Source organism: Telluria sp. B2, assembly GCF_051789535.1.
Classification (GTDB): Bacteria; Pseudomonadota; Gammaproteobacteria; order Burkholderiales; family Burkholderiaceae_D; genus Telluria.
In genome coordinates this window covers 3,400,421-3,422,653 of the sequence record NZ_CP196525.1, presented here as the reverse complement: position 1 = coordinate 3,422,653, position 22,233 = coordinate 3,400,421, and the positions used below count along the sequence as shown (strand labels likewise).

The window sequence follows — 22,233 nt, the reverse complement described above, 5'->3', positions numbered from 1 at the left end:
ACGGCGGACGCGAGTGTAGGATCAGCCGGACAGATATGCTCAGGCAGCGTGCTGTCCGGCGATCCAGGCCACCAGGGCTTCGGTCGGCAGCGGCCGGCTGTAGAAATAGCCCTGCCCCTTGGCGCAGTGCTGGGCGCGCACCGCCTCGGCCTGGGCCGCGGTCTCGATGCCCTCGGCCACGGTGTTCATGCCCAGGCTGCTGGCCACCTTCACCGTGGCCTCGATCAGTACCTGGTGGTGGTCGCTGGTGTCGGCCTTGCACACGAAGGAGCGGTCGATCTTGACTGTGTCGACCGGCAACAGGTGCAGGCTGGACAGCGAGGAATAGCCGGTGCCGAAGTCGTCCAGCGCGAGCTTGATGCCGAGCGCCTTCAGTTCGTGCAGGCGCAACTGGGTGTGCTCGTCCTGGGCCGCCAGGCTTTCCGTCACCTCGAGCTGCAGGCTGGCCGGCGGCATGCCGGTTTCTTCCAGGATGGCGCGGACCCTGGCGATCCAGCCGGGCTGGGCCAGCTGGGCCCGCGACAGGTTCACCGCCATCAGGCGCGGAGCCCTGGCGCCCAGCAGCGTGCGCCAGCGCATGAAATCGGCGCAGGCGCGCGCCAGCACGAAGTCGCCGATCTGGTCGATCAGGCCGCATTCCTCGGCCACGCCGATGAAATCGAAAGGCGGCACCAGGCCGCGCACCGGATGCTGCCAGCGCACCAGGGCCTCGACCCCGGCGGAAATGTCGGTGCTGCCGTCGGGATCCAGCCCGACCACCGGCTGGTAGACCACGAACAGCTGTTCTTCCGCCAGCGCCGTGCGCAACTGCGCCTCGATGTCGGCGCGCCGGGAGGCGCGTTCGCGCATGCAGGCCTCGAACACGACGTGGCGCGCGCCGCCGGCGCGCTTGGCCTCGATCATCGCGATGCTGGCGTCGCGCATGGCGGCGTCGGCGTCGCCTGCGGCGCCGGCGCCCCAGAACACGCCGACGCTGGCGCGGCAGGACACCTCACGTCCGTCGATCTGGCAGGGGCGCGACAGTATGGACAGCAAACGCAATGCGACGTTCTCGGCCTCTTCGGGATAGCGCAGGCCGTCGAGCAGCACCACGAATTCGTCGCCGCCCACGCGCGCGACCAGGTGGCCGTTGCCGGCCGCCGCATCGATGCGCCGGGCGCCCGCAGGCGCCCCCCAGACGCGCTCGGCCATTGCACCGAGCAGCGTGTCGGCGACGGCGACCAGCAACTGGTCGCCGGCGGCCTGGCCCAGCGTGTCGTTGATCTGGCGGAAGCGGTCGAAGTTCAGGAACAGCAGGGCGAACTGGCCCGTCCGCCCGGGCTGGTCGAGCAGCGTCTGCAACTGCTCGCGCACGGCGGCGCGGTTGGGCAGGCGGGTCAGGGCGTCGGTGCGGGCAGCGTTGCTCAGGCGCCGGCGCAGGGTGTCCTGCTCGCGCTGCATCTCGAAGGTGGCGTCGGTGATTGCGGCCATCAGGCGCTGCGGGTCGAGCTTGAGCAGGCTGATCGACAGCACTTGGGGCGCGCCCGGGGCTGTGTGCGCCGCGCCCAGTGGCACGCGCAGGGCGTCGCAGACCACGCCCGAGGGCTGGTCGAAGCTGGCCGCCATCTGCCTGACCTGGGGCGCGACGGCGTCGAGCACCGCGAACAGGTTGTCCAGGCCGGCCTCGACGGCGAGCGGCATCAGCAGGTTCGAGGCCATCGGGTTGAGCATGTCGACCGCGCCGTCGAGGCCGGTCTGCACCAGGCCGATCGGTGCGCGGTAGAGAAACTGGACCAGCGCCTCGTAGGCGTCGATGTTCTCAACCTGCATCGCGGCTTCGCTTTGGAGTGTCTTCATTGGTAGGCAAATTCGGTGTCCAGCAGACGGTGCGGTTGCCTCCGCTGCGCTTGGCAAGGTAGAGCGCCTGGTCGGCGCGCTTGACGAGGCCGTCGATACCTCCCGGCTCGCCATCCTGGGCGTCGAGCACGGCAACGCCGGCGCTGACAGTGTAGGCGATTTCGCCGTGGTCGGTCGCGACCAGGCGGGTGGCGACCAGGGCGCGCAGCCTTTCGGCGCCAACCAGCGCCGCTTCTTCGCCGGTGGAAGGCAGCAGCACCGCGAATTCCTCGCCGCCCAGGCGGGCCACGGTGTCGACGATGCGGAAACTGTCGCGCAGGGCGTCGGCCAGGTCGCACAGCACGCGGTCGCCGGCCGGGTGGCCGTAGCGGTCGTTGATGTGCTTGAACAGGTCGGCGTCGAAGATGACCAGGGCCAGCGGGCGCGGCGTGTGAGTGGCGCGGTCCAGCTCCAGTTCGGCGGCCTCGAAGAAGGCGCGGCGGTTGGCCAGCCCGGTCAGGTGGTCGCAGAACGCCGCCTGGCGCCGTCTTTCGGTGGCGGCGCGCTTGTCGCTGATGTCGCGCAGGATCAGGCAGTAGCTGGGTGCTTCCGGATCGTCCAGGCCGAAGGCTTCGCGGTCCGGCAGGGGCGCGATCAGGGCGCTGCCCCAGAACTGGCTGCCGTCGGCGCGCAGGCGCAGGCCCTCGTCCAGGCTCCAGCCGTTGCGCTCGGCTTCGCGCAGGCGGTCGCGCAGGTGTTCGCCCGTCATCGCGTCGAGCGGGTAGAACACGGAATAGGGCGCGCCGACGACGTGCTCGCCGAAGCCCGTTACCCGGGCGATGCTCTCGTTCCAGTCGCAGACGCGCCCTTCTCGGTCGAGCGAGACCAGGGCATAGTCGCTGATGCGGGTCAGGATGGCGTTGAGCCAGGCGTCGCTCTGGCGCAGCTGGCGCTCGCGCTTCACCTCGGCGGTGACGTCCTGGAGCACGGCCATGATGCGCGCCGCGTCCAGCTTCAACAGGCTGAGCGAAAGCACCTGGGGCGTGCGCTTGCGCTCGGCCGCGCGCAGGTGGATGTGCAGGCCCTCGAACACCATGCCGCTGCCGTGCGGGTACTGTTCGCACTGGAAGCGCAGGCCGGGCGCCACGCCCTCGAGCGCGGTGAACAGGTTGGAGAGGCAGCCGTCGGGCGACAGCGGCATCAGGAGCTGGGCCGAGATCGGATTGATCATGGCGATCTCGCCGTCGATGCCGGCCTGCACCAGCCCGACCGGGGCGAGGTAGAGGAACTGGATCAGGGCTTCGTGCTCGGCGCGCAGCTGCTCGACGCCGTCGTCCACCGAGCTCACCGGCGCTGGACCAGCACGTAGCGGTAAGCGCCCGATGGGCTGGCCAGCAGGCGCAGCTTGACCTTGACCGGACGCATGCGCAGGGTCAGCACGTAGTCGATGGTGTCGTCCAGCGCGCTGCCCTGGTCGGCCGCATCCTCGAAGCGCTGGGCCACCATGAAGTTGTTCATGCAGGGCGCGACATTGGTGAACAGCGGCTCGCCGATGACCCGCTGGGGCGACAGCCCGGCAGCCTGCGATTCGGTTGCGTTGTAGCGCCGGACGATGGTCTCGGCGTCGAACGCGATCACGCCGAAGTCCAGCGCATCGAGCGCTTCCGGGCTGCTGGCGTCGAGGAGCTCGGCAAGGCCGCGGGCGTCGAAGGTAGGCGTGGCAGTGGTCATGATGGGAGTCGGTCCGATCCGGGTGGTAAGGTTGATAGTTGGCGACGGGAAACGGATGTTGGCACGCGCCCAGCGCGCGTGTCAATTGTGCGCGCTATCGGTCTTACAATTTTGAGGCGGTGGCGACACAGCTGGGGTCACAGCTGGGGTCAGGTCTGACATTTGGACACGAGCTCATCATTAGTCTTGCTGCACCCGCGTTCGTACGCTGCCACCGCCCGGCTGACGGTTTTGGTCGACACGCCGAAAGCGTCCGCAATCTGCGGCATCGTGTAGGCAGTCGACAGGTATGCGCGCGCCATTGCTTCGTTTCGGTCGCCATGCATGGCCCGGTACGATGCCAGGTCAGGCGCAACTGCACGGCGCTCAGCCCTGGCATTTTCCCCCAGTTCCTCCGATAGCCGCATGTTTTCGTGCTTCGTTATGAACGCGTCGTCGCCCAGGAGAATGCGATGGCGCGTCGCGGCAAGCGGACTCGCTTCGTTGATGCCCGCCAGCACGAACGCGTCATATGCACGGATAGCCTCGGCGCGCGTCGGTCCAAAGCGGCCGAGTATGCAATCGCATTCGAGCCAGGTCGGAGGGTGGGCGGAATGGACAAGGTAATGATGGCTGCTCCATTGCCAATCGCCTGGCGCCGCTACCATGTTCGCGCGCACGGGATTCAGGACGATGTAGCGGGCCAGTTCCAGTAAATAGCTTTCTTTCTGGACGAGGATGGCCTTGTAGCGGCCCTGGAACAGGTGGCCGACGAGACGATGTCGATGGTTGTAATGCTGGGTGTACACGCCATTCAGTTGACGCATGCCCTGCGAGAGATTTCCCTCAAGGGTCTCGATCAACAGATGAAAGTGATTCGTCATCTGGCAAAAGCCATGAATCAGGAAGTTGTGGCGTTTGCACACCAGTCCCAGCAGATCCAGCCATGCGCGGCGATCGGAATCATCCCGATAGATGGCGTTTTGCCGGTTGCCGCGCGATGTAACGTGGTAGAGGGCCCCAGGAAATTCGAGTCGAAGTGGTCGCGTCATACGGGCGACGGTATCGGATGCGGAGATGTCCGGCGATGAGATACCGCAGCCGCGAGCAGGAAGAGAACGCGTTTATGGCTGAGCTCGTGTCCGAATGTCAGACCTGACCCCAGCTTCTCCCCAGCTTTTCCTCAGCGCGTCGGATCCGCCAACGGATGCGCATTCTCCCCCGTCGGCTCGGCAGGCATGACTTCCTCCCCCTCCGACAATCCGTTCGGATCCTCGGCCGGCGCCTCCGCCATCACGTCGATCCCGTGCAGCTGCGGATTTTCCGCGAACTCCGCATACACCCAGTCGTCGTTCTCGCGCACCAGGCCTTCCGGTTCCGGGCGCTCGACGGGCGGGTGCTTGGCCAGGGCGACCTGCATGTAGTCGAGCCAGATCGGCAGGGCCAGCGTCGCGCCGAATTCGCGGCCGCCCAGCGAGCGCGGTTCGTCGTAGCCCATCCAGGCCACGGCGACGACATTGCCGCCGTAGCCGGCGAACCAGCCGTCGATGGCGTCGCTGGTGGTGCCGGTCTTGCCGGCGATGTCGGGACGGCCCAGGCGCTTGGTGGCGGCGGCGCCGGTGCCGTAGCGGGTGACGTCGCGCAGCATGCTGTCGGTGATGAAGGCGTTGCGGGCGTCGAGCACGCGCGCCGTCTCCTGGCGCGGGGCGGGCGGCGTGGCCTGCTGGATGATGGTGCCGTCGCCGTCGACGATTTTCTCGATCAGGTAAGGCTTCACGGCATAGCCGCCGTTGGCGAAGACCGCGTACGCGCCGGCCATCTGCAGCGGCGTGACCGCGCCGGTGCCCAGGGCCAGGGTCAGGTTCTGCGGGTGGCGCGCCAGGTCGAAGCCGAACCGGCCGAGGAAGTCGTGGGCATAGGGCACTTCGATCGCGCGCAGCAGGCGCACGGTCGGCACGTTCTTCGAGTGGGCCAGCGAATAGCGCATCGTGATCGGGCCATCGAAGACGCCATCGTCGTTCTGGGGCGACCAGGTGGCGCCGGCATTCTCGCCCGGCATGTCGAGCGCCTCGTCGAGGATCAGGGTGGCCGGGGAATAGCCTTTTTCAACGGCCGCCGAATACACGAAGGGCTTGATCGCCGAACCCGGCTGGCGCCAGGCCTGGGTCACGTGGTTGAACTTCTGCAGGTTGTAGTCGAAGCCGCCGACCAGCGCTTGATACGCGCCGCTGTCGGCGTCGATCGCGACGAAAGCTGCCGCCACCTGCGGCACCTGGCTGATGCCCCAGCCGTCCTTCGGCAGCTTGCTGATGCGGACGATGGCGCCCGGCGCGATGCGCACGGATTCCTTGGCCTTGCCGGAGAGGCCGGCGGCCGCGAACTTCAGGCCGGCGCCCTCGATGTCGAACACGTCGCCGGCGATGGTCTCGACCTGCACGCGCTTCGGTGAAGCGGCGAGCACGACCGCCGGTTCCAGGCCGTCGCTGGATGGGCGCTTCTGCAGGGCCTCGACAATGGCTTCCTCGCGCTCCGTTTCGTCGGCCGGGAGTTCGATGCGCGCTTCCGGGCCGCGGTAGCCGTGGCGCGCGTCGTAGGCCAGCACGTTGCGGCGCACCGATTCGTAGGCGGCCTTCTGGTCGGCTTCGCGGATCGTGGTGACGACGCGCAATCCCCGTGTATAGGCTTCTTCCTTGAACCGGGCGTAGACCGCCTGGCGGGCGAGTTCCGCCACGTACTCGGCGTGGGCGCCGAATTCCTGGGGACGCGAATGCACGCGCATCGGCTCGGCCACGGCTTTCGCGTACTGGGCCTCGTCGATCTGGCCGAGGTCGCGCAGGCGGCGCAGCACCTGTTCCTGGCGCGCCTTGGCGCGCTTCGGGTTCACGGCCGGGTTGTTGCGCGCCGGATTCTGGGGCAGGCCGGCCAGCATTGCGGTTTCGGCGATGGAAAGCTTGTCGAGGTCCTTGCCGAAGTAGGCGCGCGCCGCGCTGGCGAAACCGTAGGAGCGCTGGCCCAGGTAGATCTGGTTCATGTAGAGTTCGAGGATCTGGTCCTTGGTGAGCGCATCCTCGATCCGGTAGGCCAGGGCGATCTCGTTGATCTTGCGCGACAGCTTCTTCTCTTTCGACAGGAAGAAGTTGCGCGCCACCTGCATGGTGATGGTCGAGGCGCCGCCCGAGCCGAAGCCGCTGCGCAGGTTGGAGCCGACCGCGCGCACGGCGCCCATCCAGTCGATGCCGCTGTGCTCGTAGAAGCGCGCATCCTCGATCGCCAGCACGGCGTTCTTCATCATCGGCGGAATCTTCGCGATCGGGACGAAATCGCGGTGCTCCTCGCCGAATTCGCCGATCAGCACATTGTCGGCGGTGTAGATGCGCAGCGGGATCTTGGGCTTGTAATCGAGGACGGCGTCGATCGCCGGCACTTTCGGCAGGATGGCGGCGAACACGTAGATCGCCAGGCCGGCGACGAACACGACGATGGCGGCCAGGATGAAGAAAATGAAACCGCGCTCGCGGTGAAGTGGCCGGAACGGCTTGAGGGCGGGGGAAGGCCGGGTGGACTTGGTCAAAACGGTTCTCTCGTGCTGTGGGACCGCAAGGGTCAGCGGCCCGGTGCGGGCCATTATAATGCGCTTTCCTTCCATCAAAGCATATGCCATAGTCACGCCTTCAGGCTTGCCTGAGACAAGCCGATTTCCAAGACATCCAAGGAATACGATGCCCTACGATCCTGCTCCTCCCGCCGTCAAGCCCTATATTCCGGCGACGGCGCAACTGCCCGAAATGACCATCCGCGCCCTCGTCATGGGCGTCGTGCTGGGCATGGTCTTCGGCGCTTCCTCGCTGTACCTGGTATTGAAAGTCGGCCTGACCGTCAGTGCCTCGATCCCGGTGGCGGTGATCGCCATCACCCTGTTCGGCATGTTCAAGAAGATGGGCGGGCGCGAATCGACCATCCTGGAAAACAGCATCACGCAGACCGCGGGTTCGGCCGGCGAATCGCTGGCTTTCGGCCTGGGCGTGACCATGCCGGCCATTATGATCCTCGGCTTCGATCTCGAGATCTCGCGCGTGATGCTGGTCGGTATCCTGGGCGGCCTGCTGGGCATCCTGATGATGATCCCGATGCGCCGCACCATGATCGTCGACGCCCACCGCGAGCTGAAGTACCCGGAAGGCACGGCCTGCGCCGAGGTGCTGAAGGCCGCCGCCACCGACACCTCGCGCGAGGCCGCGGGCGAAGTGCGGGTTGCCGGCTCGGACGCGGCGCGTGACGCCAAGCGCCGCGCCGCCATCATCTTCGGCGGCTTCGGCCTGGGCCTGCTGTACAAGGTCGCGAACGTTTCGCTCAAGGGCTGGAAGGACGTGGCCAACTTCGAGTTCGGTGCGCCGCTGAAGGCCGGTTCGGCCGGTGCGGAAGTGTCGCCCGAGCTGGTCGGCGTCGGCTATATCATCGGCCCGCGCATCGCCTTCACGATGGCGGCGGGCGGCGTGCTGTCCTATCTGCTGCTGATCCCGATGATCAAGTTCTTCGGCGAGCTGCTGACCGTGCCGCTTTCGCCCGGAACGATGCTGATCAAGGACATGTCGCCCGACGACATCCGCGACGCCTACGTGCTCTACATCGGCGCGGGCGCCGTGGCGGCCGGCGGCCTGATCTCGCTGGTGCGCTCGCTGCCCTCGATCTGGAACGGCCTGAAGGGCGGCCTGGCCGGCATGGGTAAAGGAAAGGCAACGGCGGCCAACGCCGGCCTGCGCACCGACCAGGACATCCCGATCAAGTGGGTGGCGATCGGCTGCCTGGCCATCATCGCCATCATCACCTTCGCCACGCCGCTGCACATGAACCTGCTGGGCGCATTGCTGATCCTGGTGTTCGGCTTCCTGTTCGCGACCGTCTCCTCGCGCCTGACCGGCGAAGTCGGCTCGTCTTCGAACCCGATCTCGGGCATGGCGGTCGCCACCTTGCTGTTCACCTGCCTGATCTTCCTGGTGATGGGCTGGACCGGCGGGCGCTATTACGTGACCGCGCTGTCGGTCGGCGCCATCGTCTGCATCGCGGCCAGCAACGCCGGCACCACCTCGCAGGATCTGAAGACCGGCTTCCTGGTCGGCTCGACCCCGCGCCTGCAGCAGTACGCCATCCTGTGCGGCGCCTTTGCCTCGGCGCTGATCCTCGGGCCGATCCTGCTGAAGCTGAACGAGGCCGGCACAGTCTACGTCCCGGCCGCCCAGGTCGCGCCGGCCGTCACCGTCGACGTGTCGAAACTGGTCGAGACCGAGCGTTTGCAGGGGCCGCAGGCCGAGAGCGACGCCAAGACCTACAAGGTCTGGCGCAAGACGGACACCGTGGGCGGCCCTGCCGGCAAGTACCTGGTGGCCGACGACGGCAAGCTGGCCTACCTGGTCGACCCGGGCATCAACGGCCACTACCACCAGCGTCCGGATGGCACCGAAGTGAAGAAGTACGACGCGCCCAAGGCCGTGCTGATGTCCTACATCATCAAGGGCATCCTTGACCAGCAGCTTCCGTGGACCCTGGTGCTGTTCGGCGTGATGATCTCGGTTGTGCTGGAACTGGCCGGCATCCAGGCGCTGGCGTTCTCGGTAGGGGTTTATTTGCCGCTGGTGTCGACGCTGCCGATCGCGGTGGGCGGCGCGGTGCGCTGGTTCGCCGACCGCCGCAACAACAAGCTGCCGCAGTACGCCAAGCTGAACGAGGAAGAGCGCCAGGCCGCGGGCGACCGCAGTTCCGGCACCTTGCTCGCCTCGGGCTACATCGCCGGCGGCGCGCTGGCCGGCATCGTGATCGCGATCACGGCGGGTGTCATGACCAACTTCGACAGCATGATGGCGAAGTGGGCCGAGAGCTCGAATCCCTTCGTGTCGGGGCCGAATGCGGACCTGCTGTCACTGATTCCGTATGCGGCGATCGTGCTGCTGCTGTACTGGGTGGCGCGGGAGAAAGCGCAGAAGTAAAGTGAAACGGGCGCTTCGGCGCCCGTCTTGTTTTGAAGAGTGGTGGAGGATTGTGGTGCTGGTCGCATTGCCTGATCATTGATGGTGAGACCGCGTGGGCAGTGGGGCTGGCTAAATGCCAGCACCACGAATGCCCACCCTACAACAGCAACCCCGACCATCGCCTATTCGGGTGTGATGGGTTTCGTAGGGTGGACACCTGTGTCCACGCTGTCTCACCCTATGCAAACCCGCGGCGCGGATCCCGCCAGGGATCAGACAAACGCCAGGTCATGCTGGCGAATCACATCGTCCAGCCACGCGTCGGAATGCCTGAAGCGATATCCCAGACCCTGCGCGCGCGCGGTGTCCAGCACCATCGGCTGCTGGAAGTCGAAGGGCGAAAGCTGGCCCGGGGCCAGAGCGCCATCGACGCGCCTGAAGCGCGCCTGCGCATCGAGCACCTGGGCCACGCGGCCGTACAGGCCATGCGCCGACAGCGGCCCGCCTGAAGCGGCGTTCACCGGCCCGGTGAAGTCCTGCGCGCCGACCCAGTCGAGGAAGGCCGCCGCCTCCTGGGTGCCGAGGAAGGAGACCTTCGCGCCCGCGTTGGTGTAGGGCAGGGCCGCGCCCTGACGCAGCAGGTCGACGTAATAGGCCAGGCGTCCCGTGAATTCCTCGGGGCCGCCCAGCACGTGGGCAAGGCGCGCGGTCACCAAGGGCAGCGAACCGTCGCGGTACAGGTAGGCCTCGGCCTGGATCTTCCCCGTCACGTAGCTTTGCACCGCGAGCTTGGGGTCGTGCCAGGGATAGGCGGTGTCGATCGCCTGCGCCAGCACGGGCAGGTCGGATTCGCGCAGGGCCGCGCCGCCTGGCGCGAGGCCGCGGTAGACGTCGATGGTCGAGGTCATGACGTAGCGCCCGACCCTGCCGGCGAAGGTCCGGGTCGCGATGGCGGCGTCGAGCGGGCTGTAGCACATCTGGTCGAACACCAGGTCGTAGTCCTTGCCGGCGAAGGCGCTGCGCATGGCAGTCTCGTTGCGGCGGTCGACGCGGATGCGCTCGATGCGCTCGCCAAAGGGATCGGGCGCATAGCCGCGGGTGGCGATCGTCACGCGGTGGCCCGCTCTTACCAGGCGCTGCACCAGCAGCTTGCCGAAATAACGGGTCCCGCCGATCACCAAAGTATTCTTGTGCATGGCTTCTCCTTGACGAATCGAGTATATTTTGTGCTCAGCAGCAAAAATCATCAAACGAGAAAAAACGCTTCTATGAATAAGAAAAACTTGCGCATGGAGCGAACATGAAGCCGCTGCGCAGCCTCTCCGGGCTGATCGATTTCGAGTGCGCCGCGCGCTGGGGCAGCTTCAAGCTGGCCGCGCGCGAGCTGCACAAGACGCCGGCGGCGGTCAGCCTGCAGGTCAAGCAGCTCGAGGAGACCATCGGATTTCCGCTGTTCGTGCGCCACCCGCGCCACATCTCGCTGACCGAGAAGGGGCAGGAGCTGGCGATCGCCATCGGCCGCATGCTGGCCGACCTGCGCGCCAAGGTCGGGGCGCTGCAGCGCGGCGACGAGGAGTCGGTGCTGCGCATTTCGACCACCCATTCCTTCGCCATCAAGTGGCTGGTGCCGCGCATGCACCGCTTCACCAAGCTGCATCCGGAGCTCGACATCCGCATCGATTCGAACGACGCCCCGGTCGACCTGGAAGCCGACACCACCGACGTGGCGATCCGCTACGGCCAGGTGCGCGACAGCGACCCGGCGCTGCTGTTTCGCGAACGCCTGGTGCCGGTCTACAGTCCGGAGCTGCTGGCGCCCGGCCAGGATGGCCTGACGCTGGCCGACCTGGCGCAGCAGCCGCTGCTGTGCGAAAAGTCGCCGGAATCCTGGCTGCAGCTCCTGAACGAGAACCGTGCGCTCAAGGGCAAGTACGATTTCTCGCGCGGCTACAGCCATTGGGGCGTGCTGGTGCAGGCGGCGGTGGCGGGGCAGGGCGTGGCCCTGGTGCCCTACGGGATCGCCTGCCAGGACATCGCTTCCGGCGCGCTGCGCCAGATCGCCTGCCGCAGCGCGCGCTTCGACATGGGCTACCGCTTCCTCGCCAATCCCCACAAGGAAAACATGAGCAAGATCCAGCGTTTTCGCGAGTGGATGGTGGAGGAGATGGAGGCGATGCGGCGCGAATTGGATGGGGAGACCGCCGGCGGTTGAATGGTGGGCGCGGATTTCATGCGATCGGTGGGATACGCGTAGGGTGGGCACACACAACAGGCATAAAAAACGGCAGCCGAAGCTGCCGTTTTTCGTTGAAGCGAAGGGACGCTTATTTCACGCCGTGCATCAGCTTCTGGATCAGCGGTGCGATCAGGAACAGCAGGACGCCGCCGCCCACCAGCGACCAGAAGCCGAAGGTGTAGCCGTCGAGTGCCGAGGCGATCGACATGCCGGTTTCGCCCGAGACATGCGAGGCGAAGATGCCCGACAGGTTGTTACCGATGCCGGTCGACAGGAACCAGCCGCCCATGCCCAGGCCGACCAGGCGCACCGGCGCCAGCTTGGTGACCATCGACAGGCCGATCGGCGACAGGCAGAGCTCACCCACCGACTGGATGAAGTAGACCGTGAACAGGGTCCAGAACGGGATCTTGCCGGCGTCGTCGACCAGGGTCGACAGCGCGTACATCAAGAGGCCGAAGGCCAGGCCGTTGAAGATCAGGCCCAGGCCGAACTTGCGCGGGATCGACGGGTTGGCGTTGCGGCGGCCCAGCATGACCCAGATCGCGGCGATGATCGGCGCGAAGACGATGATGGCGACCGAGTTCACGCTCTGGAACCAGGCGACCGGGAAGGTCCAGTCGCCGAAGTTGCGGTCGACGATCTGGTCGGCCAGGAAGGTGAAGGAGCTGCCTGCCTGCTCGAAGAACATCCAGAACAGGATGTTGAAGGCGAAGATGATCATCATGGCGATGGTCTTGTCGCGCGCGACCTTGCCGTTGCGGATGCCTTCGATCATCAGCATCAGGGCCAGGACGATGAACAGGACGGTCAGGATCGCCTGCAGGGTGTTGGCGCCGAGTTTCAGCAGGAAGTACACGCCCGGGATGACGACGACGCTGCCGATGATGACGGCGAGCGGACGGGCCATGCCTTCGGCCTGCGGGTCGGGACGGCCGATGCCGGCCAGGGTCTTGCGGCCGATGTAGAACCACACGAGGCTGATCAGCATGCCGATGCCGGAAGCGAAGAACACGACCTTGTAGGCAGGCGTCGTTCCGTCGCCCAGTTTCTGGGCCAGGATCTGGGTCAGGATCGGGGCGATGAAGGCGCCGGCGTTGATGCCCATGTAGAAGATGGTGAAGCCCGAATCGCGGCGGGTGTCGTTCATCGCGTACAGCTTGCCGACCATGGTCGAGATGTTCGGCTTGAACATGCCGTTGCCGACGATGATGGTGGCGAGGCCGAGCTTGAACAGGTCCTGGTTCGGGATCGTGATCATGAACAGGCCGGCCGCCATGAAGACGGCGCCGATCAGGATCGAGCGCTGGTAGCCGATGACGCGGTCGGCGATCAGGCCGCCGAAGACGGCGCCGGCGTACACCAGCGCGAGGTAGGAACCGTAGGTGAGGTTGGCGTCGGCCTGGCCGACGGCGTCGCCGCCGTAGAACTGGGCGACGATGTAGAGCACGAGGGCCCAACGGATGCCGTAGAAAGCGAAGCGCTCCCAGAATTCGGTCATGAACAGCATCCACAGCGGCGCTGGGTGGCCCATGATCTGTTTGAACTCTGGAATGACGACCTTGTCGGCGGGTGTAGCAGCTGCACCGCTCATGCGGTTCCTCCCGAAATATAGTTTTAAGAATAACTGTTATCGTTGGAAGGCAAAGATGATTCGCAGCTTCCAATCCGCACGCATTTTAGTAGATATTGCTGGGCTCAAGAAAAATATTTGCCATTGTGGTAAACACGCGCGCGCATGGTGCGGTGCCGCACAATCGGCGTGCGATTGGACACGCGTGTCCCAGCCACTTGTCGTATATTGGTGAAACATTCAGATTTGTGAAGACCCCCCAAGAGCGTCAGAAAAGGAAGAACGTATGAACTACGAAGTCGTCGATACTCTCATTTCTCCAGAAGGCCGGCTGGAAGTCCTGTCCAAGGCCGAAGTGGCCAAACTGCTCGACACCAGCCAGGGTGGCCTGTATTCCGTATTCCGCAAATGTTCGCTCGCAGTCCTGAACTCGGGCAGCTCGATCGACGATGGCAAGGAACTGCTGGAGCGCTACAGCAGTTTCGATATCAGCATCATCCAGCGCGAACGCGGCATCAAGCTCGATATCCGCGGCGCGCCGGCCATCGCCTTCGTCGATGGCAAGATGATCAAGGGGATACACGAGCACCTGTTCTCGGTGCTGCGCGATATCGTCTTCGTGAATTTCGAAGTCACCGACAATCCGCGCTTCAACCTGTCGCGTCCCGAAGGCATCACCGACGCGGTGTTCCACATCCTGCGCAACGCCAACCTGCTGCAGCCGCAGCGTAATCCCAACTTGGTGGTGTGCTGGGGCGGCCATTCGATCAACCGCATCGAATACAACTACTCGAAAGAGGTCGGCTATGCGTTCGGCCTGCGCGAACTCGACATCTGCACCGGCTGCGGTCCGGGCGCCATGAAAGGCCCGATGAAGGGCGCGACGATCGGCCACGCCAAGCAGCGCTTGCAGGGCGGGCGCTATATCGGCATTTCGGAGCCGGGCATCATCGCCGCCGAATCGCCGAATCCGATCGTGAATGACCTGATCATCATGCCGGACATCGAAAAGCGCCTGGAAGCCTTTGTCCGCGTTGGCCACGGCATTTGCGTCTTCCCGGGCGGCGCCGGCACCGCGGAAGAGATTCTCTATATCCTCGGTATCCTGCTGCATCCGGATAACGCGGAAATGCCTTTCCCGCTGATCTTTACCGGTCCGGCGACGGCGCGCGAATATTTCGAGCAGATCGACGGCTTCATCGCCCAGACGCTCGGCGACAAGGCGCGCCAGCGCTACAAGATCATCATCGACGATCCGGACGCGGTCGCACGCGAAATGCACGAGGGGATCAAGAAAGTGCGCGAATTCCGCAAGGCGCACAGCGATGCGTATTACTTCAACTGGCTGCTGAAAATCGACCAGGAATTCCAGCGCCCGTTCCGGCCGACTCACGAAAACATGCGCAACCTGTCGCTGCACAAGAGCCAGGAAACGCACCTGCTGGCGGCCAACCTGCGCCGCGCCTTCTCGGGCGTGGTGGCCGGCAACGTCAAGGAAGAGGGCATCCGTGCGATCGAGGAGTTCGGCAAGTATGAGATCCATGGCGAGCGCGAGATCATGGAGCCGATGGATGCGCTGCTGGCCTCGTTCGTGGAGCAGAGCCGGATGAAATTGCCGGGCAAGGCGTATACGCCTTGCTATACGATCGTGAAGTAAGTAGTTGGGTTTCGTAGGGTGGACTCCCGAGTCCACGCTGTACGGTGCATGTGCCGCGGCGGCTTCAAGCGAAGCCACCTGCACACGTCGTACAGCGTGGACACAGGTGTCCACCCTACGCCATCTTCGAAGCCAACAATAAAAAACGGGGCGCCTTGGCGCCCCGTTCTTTTGATTCCACCAACTGATCCGACGATCAGTCTTCCTTGCGCAGGTGCGGGAACAGCAGCACGTCGCGGATGTTCGGCGAGTCGGTCAGGATCATGATCAGGCGGTCGATGCCGATGCCGCAGCCACCGGCCGGCGGCATGCCGTATTCCAGCGCGCGGATGTAGTCGGCGTCGTAGTACATCGCCTCTTCGTCACCCGCGTCCTTCGCCTCGACCTGCGACAGGAAGCGCGCGGCCTGGTCTTCCGGATCGTTCAGCTCCGAGAAGCCGTTGGCGATCTCGCGGCCGACCATGAACAGCTCGAAGCGCTCGGTGATGCCCGCACGGGTGTCCGAGGCGCGCGCCAGCGGCGACACTTCGACCGGATAGTCGATGATGTAGGTCGGCTCCCAGAGCTGGGCTTCGGCGGTCTCTTCGAACAGCGCCAGTTGCAGCGCGCCCAGGCCGGCGGTGGCGATCGGCTTGACGCCGAACTTCAGCAGTTCCGCCTTCAGGAAAGCCGGATCTTCCAGTTGCTCGGTGGTGTAGCCAGGCGCGTACTTGTTGATGGCCTGGACGATGGTCAGGCGCTGGAAGGGCTTCGAAAGGTCCAGCTCGCGGCCGCCGTAGCTCAGCACCGCAGTGCCCTGGGCGTCGATCGCGGCCTGGCGGATCACGGCTTCGGTAAAGTCCATCAGCCAGGTGTAGTCGGTGTAGGCCGCGTAGAACTCCATCATCGTGAACTCGGGGTTGTGACGGATCGACACGCCCTCGTTACGGAAGTTGCGGTTCACTTCGAACACGCGGTCGAAGCCGCCGACCACCAGGCGCTTCAGGTAGAGTTCCGGCGCGATGCGCAGGAACATCTGCATGTCCAGCGCATTGTGGTGGGTGATGAAAGGCTTGGCCGCGGCGCCGCCCGGGATCGGGTGCAGCATCGGGGTCTCGACTTCCATGAAGCCGTTCTTTTCCATGAAGCGGCGCATCGACGACAGCGCGGCGGTACGCGCCTTGAAGGTGCGGCGCGTCTCTTCGTTCATGATCAGGTCGACGTAGCGCTGGCGATATTTCGTCTCCTGGTCGGCCAGGCCGTGGAACTTGTCCGGCAGCGGGCGCAGCGACTTGGTGACCAGGCGCAGCTTCGTGACCTTGATGGTCAGCTCGTCGACCTTGGTCTTGAACAGGGTGCCCTCGACGCCCAGGATGTCGCCCAGGTCGTAGGTGCGGAAGGCTTCCATCGCCGCTTCGCCGGTCGCGTCGAGCGTGACGTAGATCTGGATGCGGCCGTCGGCGCGCGCGCCCGAGGCGTCCTGCAAGGTCGCAAAGGCGGCCTTCTTGCCGGCTTCGCGTTTGAGCATCATGCGGCCGGCCAGGACCACGGGAATGGCCTTTTCTTCCAGCTCTTCGCGGGTGAGCGAACCGTACTGCTCGTGCAGCTCGGCGGCCTTGTGCTCGGGTTTGAAATCGTTGGGGAAGGCGACGCCTTGCTGGCGGATCGCGGCCAGCTTGGCGCGGCGTTCTGCCATGATCTTGTTCTCGTCCGCCGCCGGGGTAACCTGGGCTGGCGTGTTGTTTTCTTGGTTTTCCGTAGTCATGGTTGGTACTCGTTTGGTTTGATCAGGCGAACAGCTCGTCGACGGACAGCTCGGCGAAGTCGGAGACGATCTTGATCACGTTGTCGAATTCGGTAAAGGCTTCGGCCGGCAGGGTGGTGGTGATCACCACGCAGCGCATGCCGGCGCGGCGCGCCGCTTCCACGCCCAGGGGCGCGTCCTCGAAGACGATGCAGTTTTCCGGCTGCGCGCCGCAGCGGCGGGCGGCTTCGATGAAGGCGTCCGGGTGCGGCTTGCCGCGGGCGACGTCCGTGGCGCCGACGACGGTGTCGAAATGGCGGCGCAGGTCCAGGCCGTCGAGCGTGAACTCGACGTTGGCCGGCGGGGCGGCGGTGCCGACCGCCAGGGAAATACCCTGCGAGCGCGCGTCGGCGATCAGGTCCTCGAAGCCCTCGACCGCCTTGCGGTGCGGGGCGTAGAGCTCGCGGTAGACGGCTTCCTTCTCATGGTTCAGCTGCAGCACTTCCTCGTCCTGCAGGTCCTCGCCCATGTAGGAGCGGATGATTTCCTTGCCCTGGCGGCCGGCCGTCGTGCGGAAGAACTCGTCCGCATCGATGTCGCGCCCGCGGCGGGCGAAGAAGGTGATCCACGACTGGGTATGGAAGCCCATGTTGTCGACGATGGTGCCGTCCATGTCGAAGATCAGCGCGCGTTTTACCTGAGCCATCAGACGCCCTGTTTCAGCGAAGCGGAGATGAAGTCGTCCAGGTCGCCGTCCAGCACGTTCTTGGTGTTGCCGGTTTCGAAACCGGTGCGCAGGTCCTTGATGCGCGACTGGTCCAGCACGTAGGAACGGATCTGGTGGCCCCAGCCGACGTCGGTCTTGGAGTCTTCCAGCTTCTGCTGCTCGGCCATGCGCTTGCGCATCTCGAGTTCGAACAGCTTGGCGCGCAGCATGTCCCAGGCTTCGGCCTTGTTGCGGTGCTGCGAGCGGTCGTTCTGGCACTGGACAACGATGCCCGACGGAGCGTGCGTCAGGCGCACCGCGGAGTCGGTCTTGTTGATGTGCTGGCCGCCCGCGCCGGATGCGCGGTAGGTGTCGATGCGCACGTCGGCCGGGTTGATCTCGATCTCGAAGGACTCGTCGACTTCCGGATACACGAACAGCGAGGTGAACGAGGTATGGCGGCCGTTGGCCGAGTCGAACGGCGACTTGCGCACCAGGCGGTGCACGCCGGTTTCCGTGCGCAGGTGGCCATAGGCGTACTCGCCGTCGACCTTGATGGTCGCGGTCTTGATGCCGGCGACCTCGCCCTCGGAGATTTCCAGGACCTCGGCCTTGAAGCCCTTGCGTTCGCAGTAGCGCAGGTACTGGCGCAGCAGCATCGAGGCCCAGTCCTGGGCTTCGGTGCCGCCGGCGCCGGCCTGGATGTCGATGAAGCAGTTGGCGTGGTCCATCGGGTTGCTGAACATCCGGCGGAATTCCATCGCCTCGATGGTCTTCTGGATTTCCTCGGCATCGCTGCCGATCGACTCCAGGGTGTCATGGTCGCCTTCTTCGCGCGCCATTTCGAACAGGTCCGTGGCGTCAAGCAGGTCCGACCGCGCCTTCTCGAGCGTCAGCACGACGGCCTCGAGGGCCTTCTTTTCCTTGCCGAGGTCCTGGGCCCGCTTCTGGTCGTTCCAGACGGTCGGGTCCTCGAGTTCCTGGTTGACCTGTTCTAGTTTCTCCGACTTCCGATCGAAGTCAAAGATACCTCCGAAGTTCGGCTTCACGGCTGGTCAGGTCGTTCAGCAGGGCGGAGATGGCGTTGATGCGTTCAGCTTCCATGATCTTGGCGTTTGAATGAGTTAAATCGAACCTTCGATTATACCCCAGACCGCCGGCCACCCGGTGGGCCCGGGACCGCGCGCGGGCGTATTCCTTGCCGCTGCTTGCGCCGCTGCCGTATCATCCTCCGGTTCTCACCCAAGAATTGCTCATGCGACACTCAATCTCTTATCAAATCGGCATGCTGTTGCTGCCTGCTGCCGTCCTGTCCGCGCCCGCCTTCGCCGCCAAACCCGCACCGAAGGGCGCCAGCGCCGTGCTGGCCGTTCTCGAAACGACCGACCTGCACGCCACCGTGGTCGGCTACGACTACTTCAAGCTGGCCGAAGAGCCGTCGATCGGCCTGGACCGCACCGCCACCCTGATCGCCCAGGCGCGCCGCGAATACGCGAACACGGTCCTGTTCGACAACGGCGACACCATCCAGGGCACCGCGCTGGCCGACTACCAGGCCCTGGTGGCGCCGGTGCGCTGCGACCAGACGCTGGGCATCTACAAGGTGATGAATGCGCTGAAGTACGACGGCGCCTCGATCGGCAACCACGAATTCAACTACGGCCTGGCCTTCCTCGGGCAGGTGACCGGCAACCGCTTCAGGGTGCCCGGCCTGGAGCAGCCGAAGCGCTGCGCCGGCCCGGCCTTTCCGCAGGTGCTGGCCAACGTCTACAGCGTGACGACCAAGGCGCCGCTGTTCGAGCCCTACCGCATCATCGAGAAGAAGATCAGCGGCCTCGATGCGAAGGGCGGCAAGATCACGGCGACGGTCAAGGTCGGCATCATCGGCTTCACTCCGCCCGGCATCATGTCCTGGGACAAGCGCCACCTCGAAGGCAAGGTCTACACCACCGGCGTGCGCGAGGCGGCCGAGAAGTACGTGCCGGAGATGCGCCGCAAGGGCGCCGACATCGTGGTGGCCATCGCCCACGGCGGCCTGGACGGCAGCCCCTACACGCCGCAGATGGAAAACGCCGGCTACTACCTGGCACGGGTAGAAGGCGTGGACGTGATGCTGCTGGGGCACTCGCACCAGCTGTTCCCGAACGCGGCCAGCAGCGCGCCCCAGTTCAACCTGCCGGGCGTGGACAAGGCCAGGGGCTTCGTGCATGGCGTGCCGACCGTGATGGCCAACCTCTGGGGCAAGCACCTGGGCGTGGTCGCGCTGCACCTGCGCGCCGACGGCAAGCGCTGGACCATCGAGAAGGACAGGACGACGGTCGAGGCGCGCGCCGCCCAGAACGCCGACAAGACCTTCGTCGCCCCCGACCCGCAGGTCGCGGCCCTGATCAGGGAAGAGCACGAGGCGACGATCCGCTTCGTGAAGACGCCGGTGGGCAGCAGCGACTTCCGCATGTCGACCTATTTTGTCGACGTCGGCGACATCTCGGCGCTCGAAGTGGTCAACCAGGCCCAGACGGCTTACGTGGAGAAGTACGTGGCGACGAACCTGCCGCAGTATGCAAAGTTGCCGGTGCTGTCAATGTCGGCGGCCTTCAAGAACGGCTTCGCCGGCGCCTTCGACTACACCGACGTCGCGCCGGGCAGCCTGGCGATGAACAACGCGGCCGACCTCTACCTCTACCCGAACGCGCTGTACGCGGTGAAGGTCGACGGCGCAGGCTTGAAAGCCTGGCTCGAGACCTCGGCGCGCCGCTTCAACACCATCGACCCGGCCAGGACAGAAGCGCAGGAGCTCATCAACCAGGGCTTCCCCAGCTATAACTTCGACGTCCCGACCTCCAGCGAGATCAGCTTCGAGATCGACGTCACCCAGGCGCCGGGCCAGCGCATCCGCAAGCTGAAGCTGCGCGGCGAGCCGGTGGCCGACAGCCAGGAATTCATCGTCGCCACCAACAACTACCGCGCCAGCGGCGGCGGCAACTTCCCGGGCCTGGACGGCAGCAAGACCATCCTGGCCTCGCCCGACACCAGCCGCGACGTGCTGATCGCCTATGTGCGCGAAGTGAAGCAGCTCACCCGCAAGGCCAACGGTTCGCAGCGCAGCTGGCGCTTCACCCCGGTGAAGACGGCCGGCCCGGTGGTGTTCCGCTCGGCCCCGGGCAAGCTGGAACTGGCGCGCGAGGCAGGGCTGGAGAACGTCGGGCTGCTGAAGGCGGACGACGGCCAGGGCAAGGGCTTTGCGCTGTACACGGTCGACCTGTCGAAATGAAGCCGATCCTGTTGCCTGCCGCGCTGCTGCTGGGCTTCGCGCTCGGCGGCGGCGCATCGGCGGCCCCGGCTGAGCCGCCTGGCGTGCCGCAGACGCAAGCGCAGGCCGGGGAGGCGATCGCCGCTTACCGGCTGGCGCTGAAGGTCCGCAACGGCGAGGGGATGCCAGCCGACCCGGCGCGCGCCGTGGCGCTGCTCACGGTGGCGGCCCAGGGCGGCGTGCCGGCGGCGATGTTCGTGCTGTCCAACATGCTGGCGGCGGGCGAGGGTGCGCCGCCCGACCCGGCGGCGGCGCGGCGCTGGCTGGAAACGGCCGCGGAGCTGGAATACCCCGAGGCGCTGCAGCAGCTGGCGCTGACGGAAACGGATCCGCGCAAGGCGGAGCTGTTGATGCGGCAGGCCGCACATGCGATGACGCATCGGGTGCGGGAGTGACGGGCGGCCTTTACGCTGGGACGCCGCTCGGGGCCGCAGGCTTGCTGAGGTGATTTGAACGCGTGGACGGCGGATCGGCCGCGTGAGTGCGTGGCGTCCGGTAGAGTCGTCCACCCTACGAGCCTCCACGCAACACTGTAGGCCGCGCGATACATACGCGGTATGCATCGCCCGACGACGGCCTTACCCGAAGGCGCGCCTTATTTGTCGTTGCGCGAGATTTCCGTCGACGCGATCGCCGCCAGGTCGAGCAGGGCCTGCAGCTCGGTCGAGCGCAGCTTGCGCGGCTCGCGGTCGATCACGCACAGGGTGCCCATGGCGTTGCCGTCCTGGTCGCGCAGCGGCACGCCGGCGTAGAAGCGGATGTGCGGATCGGCCAGCACCAGCGGATTGCCGCTGAAGCGCTCGTCGGCCACGGCATCCTCCACCACGAAGGGACGGTCCTGCAGGATCGCGTGCGAGCAGAAGGCCCATTCGCGCGGTGTCTGCTGTGGCTGCAGGCCGACGCGCGCCTTGAACCACTGGCGCCGCGAGGTCAGCAGCGAGATCAGGGCGATCGGCGAATCGGTCGCCATCGAGGCCAGCCGCACGATGCGGTCGAAACGTTCTTCCGGCGGGCTGTCGACCAGGTTCGATGCGGCCAGCGCCGCCAGGCGCGCGTCCTCGTCTGGCGGGACCGGGAAGGCGGCCTCGGGATTCGGCAGGTATTCGGGGTCGAGCGGTGTCGGCGGCACGCGACGTCCGCCGTTACCGGTTTCGTGCCCGCCCACCTTGTTCATCAGGGCACGGATATGGCTCTCGCGCGTGCGGCGGTGTCCGCCCGGTGTCTTCCACGATTCGATGGCGCCGCTTTCCATCCATAACTGGACCGTGCTGGTGGCGACACCGAGCATGCGCGCGGCCGCGCTCGTCGTGAGAATCGGGTCTTCTTCCGTGAAATTACTGTTCATCAATATTCCTACTCTTTATAGGAGTATAGCCGATTTGATGAAACTACCTGAGGGTTCCGATTTTCTGGCCATGAAACGCGATAAAACCAACAAAAAACGCAATTAGAGTTGCGTTAAAGAAATTGTTGAGACACAATCTTGAGCAAATTCATCAATACTTGCTCCGCGCCGGTGTTCGGACCGGCCGGAAGCATC

16 protein-coding genes are annotated in these 22,233 nt (G+C 65.4%); 5 read left to right on the top strand and 11 right to left on the bottom strand.

Features of this window, described 5'->3' with window-relative positions; genetic code table 11:
- Positions 1 to 39: 39 nt before the first annotated feature.
- The 5 genes from ACSUZJ_RS15190 to ACSUZJ_RS15170 all read right to left on the bottom strand — a co-directional run bounded on the left by ACSUZJ_RS15190 (position 40) and on the right by ACSUZJ_RS15170 (position 7,150).
- Positions 40 to 1,836 carry a putative bifunctional diguanylate cyclase/phosphodiesterase gene (locus ACSUZJ_RS15190; RefSeq protein WP_499409497.1) on the bottom strand — a complete coding sequence of 599 codons (1,797 nt, stop codon included), beginning with the start codon at positions 1,834 to 1,836 and terminating at the stop codon, positions 40 to 42.
- Positions 1,799 to 3,163: a sensor domain-containing diguanylate cyclase gene (locus ACSUZJ_RS15185; RefSeq protein ID WP_499409495.1), complete on the bottom strand. Its 1,365-nt coding sequence runs from the start codon at positions 3,161 to 3,163 to the stop codon at positions 1,799 to 1,801. The genes ACSUZJ_RS15190 and ACSUZJ_RS15185 overlap by 38 nt, the downstream gene beginning before the upstream one ends.
- Entirely contained in the window at positions 3,160 to 3,546 is a 387-nt protein-coding gene (locus ACSUZJ_RS15180; protein ID WP_499409493.1) for a PAS domain-containing protein, read from the bottom strand. The genes ACSUZJ_RS15185 and ACSUZJ_RS15180 overlap by 4 nt, the downstream gene beginning before the upstream one ends.
- A gap of 149 nt (positions 3,547 to 3,695) precedes the next feature.
- Complete coding sequence (locus tag ACSUZJ_RS15175) at positions 3,696 to 4,577, bottom strand: transposase (protein ID WP_499409491.1); 882 nt, start codon at positions 4,575 to 4,577, stop codon at positions 3,696 to 3,698.
- A 131-nt stretch (positions 4,578 to 4,708) separates the two neighbouring features.
- Positions 4,709 to 7,150, bottom strand: a complete 2,442-nt coding sequence (locus ACSUZJ_RS15170) for a penicillin-binding protein 1A (protein WP_499409489.1) — start codon at positions 7,148 to 7,150, stop codon at positions 4,709 to 4,711.
- A 94-nt stretch (positions 7,151 to 7,244) separates the two neighbouring features.
- Here ACSUZJ_RS15170 and ACSUZJ_RS15165 point away from each other — a divergent pair, with 94 nt between their 5' ends.
- Complete coding sequence (locus ACSUZJ_RS15165) at positions 7,245 to 9,506, top strand: OPT family oligopeptide transporter (RefSeq protein WP_499409487.1); 2,262 nt, start codon at positions 7,245 to 7,247, stop codon at positions 9,504 to 9,506.
- 254 nt (positions 9,507 to 9,760) lie between these two features.
- Here the strand turns inward: ACSUZJ_RS15165 and ACSUZJ_RS15160 are convergent, their stop codons facing one another.
- On the bottom strand, positions 9,761 to 10,684 hold the full coding sequence (locus tag ACSUZJ_RS15160; protein ID WP_499409485.1) for an NAD-dependent epimerase/dehydratase family protein: 924 nt from the start codon (positions 10,682 to 10,684) through the stop codon (positions 9,761 to 9,763).
- A gap of 104 nt (positions 10,685 to 10,788) precedes the next feature.
- Here ACSUZJ_RS15160 and ACSUZJ_RS15155 point away from each other — a divergent pair, with 104 nt between their 5' ends.
- Positions 10,789 to 11,700 carry a LysR substrate-binding domain-containing protein gene (locus tag ACSUZJ_RS15155; protein WP_499409483.1) on the top strand — a complete coding sequence of 304 codons (912 nt, stop codon included), beginning with the start codon at positions 10,789 to 10,791 and terminating at the stop codon, positions 11,698 to 11,700.
- A 112-nt stretch (positions 11,701 to 11,812) separates the two neighbouring features.
- On the opposite strand, the gene ACSUZJ_RS15150 is transcribed toward ACSUZJ_RS15155, so the two are convergent.
- A complete protein-coding gene (locus ACSUZJ_RS15150; RefSeq protein WP_499409481.1) occupies positions 11,813 to 13,318 on the bottom strand; it encodes a peptide MFS transporter in 1,506 nt (501 codons plus the stop codon).
- A gap of 265 nt (positions 13,319 to 13,583) precedes the next feature.
- Between ACSUZJ_RS15150 and ppnN the strand changes: the two genes are divergently transcribed.
- Entirely contained in the window at positions 13,584 to 14,954 is a 1,371-nt protein-coding gene (ppnN, locus tag ACSUZJ_RS15145) for a nucleotide 5'-monophosphate nucleosidase PpnN (RefSeq protein WP_499409479.1), read from the top strand.
- A gap of 196 nt (positions 14,955 to 15,150) precedes the next feature.
- Here the strand turns inward: ppnN and lysS are convergent, their stop codons facing one another.
- The 3 genes from lysS to prfB form a co-directional block, all read right to left on the bottom strand.
- The gene (gene lysS / locus ACSUZJ_RS15140; RefSeq protein WP_499409477.1) at positions 15,151 to 16,698 is read right to left on the bottom strand and encodes a lysine--tRNA ligase; all 1,548 of its coding nucleotides are present in this window, start codon (positions 16,696 to 16,698) and stop codon (positions 15,151 to 15,153) included.
- A 22-nt stretch (positions 16,699 to 16,720) separates the two neighbouring features.
- Positions 16,721 to 17,383 (bottom strand): HAD family hydrolase, encoded by a 663-nt coding sequence (locus ACSUZJ_RS15135; RefSeq protein ID WP_499409475.1) that lies wholly within the window; start codon positions 17,381 to 17,383, stop codon positions 16,721 to 16,723.
- A protein-coding gene (gene prfB / locus ACSUZJ_RS15130) for a peptide chain release factor 2 (RefSeq protein WP_499409473.1) occupies positions 17,383 to 18,487 on the bottom strand; the annotation gives its coding sequence in 2 pieces (ribosomal slippage) (positions 17,383 to 18,405 and positions 18,407 to 18,487; 1,104 coding nt in all). Before prfB ends, ACSUZJ_RS15135 begins: the two co-directional genes overlap by 1 nt.
- Positions 18,488 to 18,668: 181 nt before the next feature.
- On the opposite strand from prfB, the gene ACSUZJ_RS15125 reads away from it, so the two are divergent.
- A complete protein-coding gene (locus tag ACSUZJ_RS15125; RefSeq protein ID WP_499416566.1) occupies positions 18,669 to 20,654 on the top strand; it encodes a bifunctional 2',3'-cyclic-nucleotide 2'-phosphodiesterase/3'-nucleotidase in 1,986 nt (661 codons plus the stop codon).
- Positions 20,651 to 21,088, top strand: coding sequence for a tetratricopeptide repeat protein (locus ACSUZJ_RS15120; protein ID WP_499409471.1), 438 nt, complete (start codon positions 20,651 to 20,653; stop codon positions 21,086 to 21,088). The genes ACSUZJ_RS15125 and ACSUZJ_RS15120 overlap by 4 nt, the downstream gene beginning before the upstream one ends.
- Positions 21,089 to 21,288: 200 nt before the next feature.
- Here ACSUZJ_RS15120 and ACSUZJ_RS15115 read toward each other — a convergent pair whose 3' ends face one another.
- Entirely contained in the window at positions 21,289 to 22,038 is a 750-nt protein-coding gene (locus ACSUZJ_RS15115) for a GAF domain-containing protein (RefSeq protein ID WP_499409469.1), read from the bottom strand.
- Between the last annotated feature and the right edge of the window lie 195 nt (positions 22,039 to 22,233).

What these genes read in the sequence shown, in the direction of transcription:
- ACSUZJ_RS15115 (WP_499409469.1), bottom strand. Translation starts at nt 22,038, where the DNA reads ATGAACAGTAATTTCACGGAAGAAGACCCGATTCTCACGACGAGCGCG.
- ppnN (WP_499409479.1), top strand. Translation starts at nt 13,584, where the DNA reads ATGAACTACGAAGTCGTCGATACTCTCATTTCTCCAGAAGGCCGGCTG.
- ACSUZJ_RS15155 (WP_499409483.1), top strand. Translation starts at nt 10,789, where the DNA reads ATGAAGCCGCTGCGCAGCCTCTCCGGGCTGATCGATTTCGAGTGCGCC.
- ACSUZJ_RS15165 (WP_499409487.1), top strand. Translation starts at nt 7,245, where the DNA reads ATGCCCTACGATCCTGCTCCTCCCGCCGTCAAGCCCTATATTCCGGCG.
- lysS (WP_499409477.1), bottom strand. Translation starts at nt 16,698, where the DNA reads ATGACTACGGAAAACCAAGAAAACAACACGCCAGCCCAGGTTACCCCG.
- ACSUZJ_RS15175 (WP_499409491.1), bottom strand. Translation starts at nt 4,577, where the DNA reads ATGACGCGACCACTTCGACTCGAATTTCCTGGGGCCCTCTACCACGTT.
- ACSUZJ_RS15160 (WP_499409485.1), bottom strand. Translation starts at nt 10,684, where the DNA reads ATGCACAAGAATACTTTGGTGATCGGCGGGACCCGTTATTTCGGCAAG.
- ACSUZJ_RS15150 (WP_499409481.1), bottom strand. Translation starts at nt 13,318, where the DNA reads ATGAGCGGTGCAGCTGCTACACCCGCCGACAAGGTCGTCATTCCAGAG.
- ACSUZJ_RS15120 (WP_499409471.1), top strand. Translation starts at nt 20,651, where the DNA reads ATGAAGCCGATCCTGTTGCCTGCCGCGCTGCTGCTGGGCTTCGCGCTC.
- ACSUZJ_RS15170 (WP_499409489.1), bottom strand. Translation starts at nt 7,150, where the DNA reads ATGGCCCGCACCGGGCCGCTGACCCTTGCGGTCCCACAGCACGAGAGA.
- ACSUZJ_RS15135 (WP_499409475.1), bottom strand. Translation starts at nt 17,383, where the DNA reads ATGGCTCAGGTAAAACGCGCGCTGATCTTCGACATGGACGGCACCATC.
- ACSUZJ_RS15180 (WP_499409493.1), bottom strand. Translation starts at nt 3,546, where the DNA reads ATGACCACTGCCACGCCTACCTTCGACGCCCGCGGCCTTGCCGAGCTC.
- ACSUZJ_RS15190 (WP_499409497.1), bottom strand. Translation starts at nt 1,836, where the DNA reads ATGAAGACACTCCAAAGCGAAGCCGCGATGCAGGTTGAGAACATCGAC.
- ACSUZJ_RS15125 (WP_499416566.1), top strand. Translation starts at nt 18,669, where the DNA reads ATGCTGTTGCTGCCTGCTGCCGTCCTGTCCGCGCCCGCCTTCGCCGCC.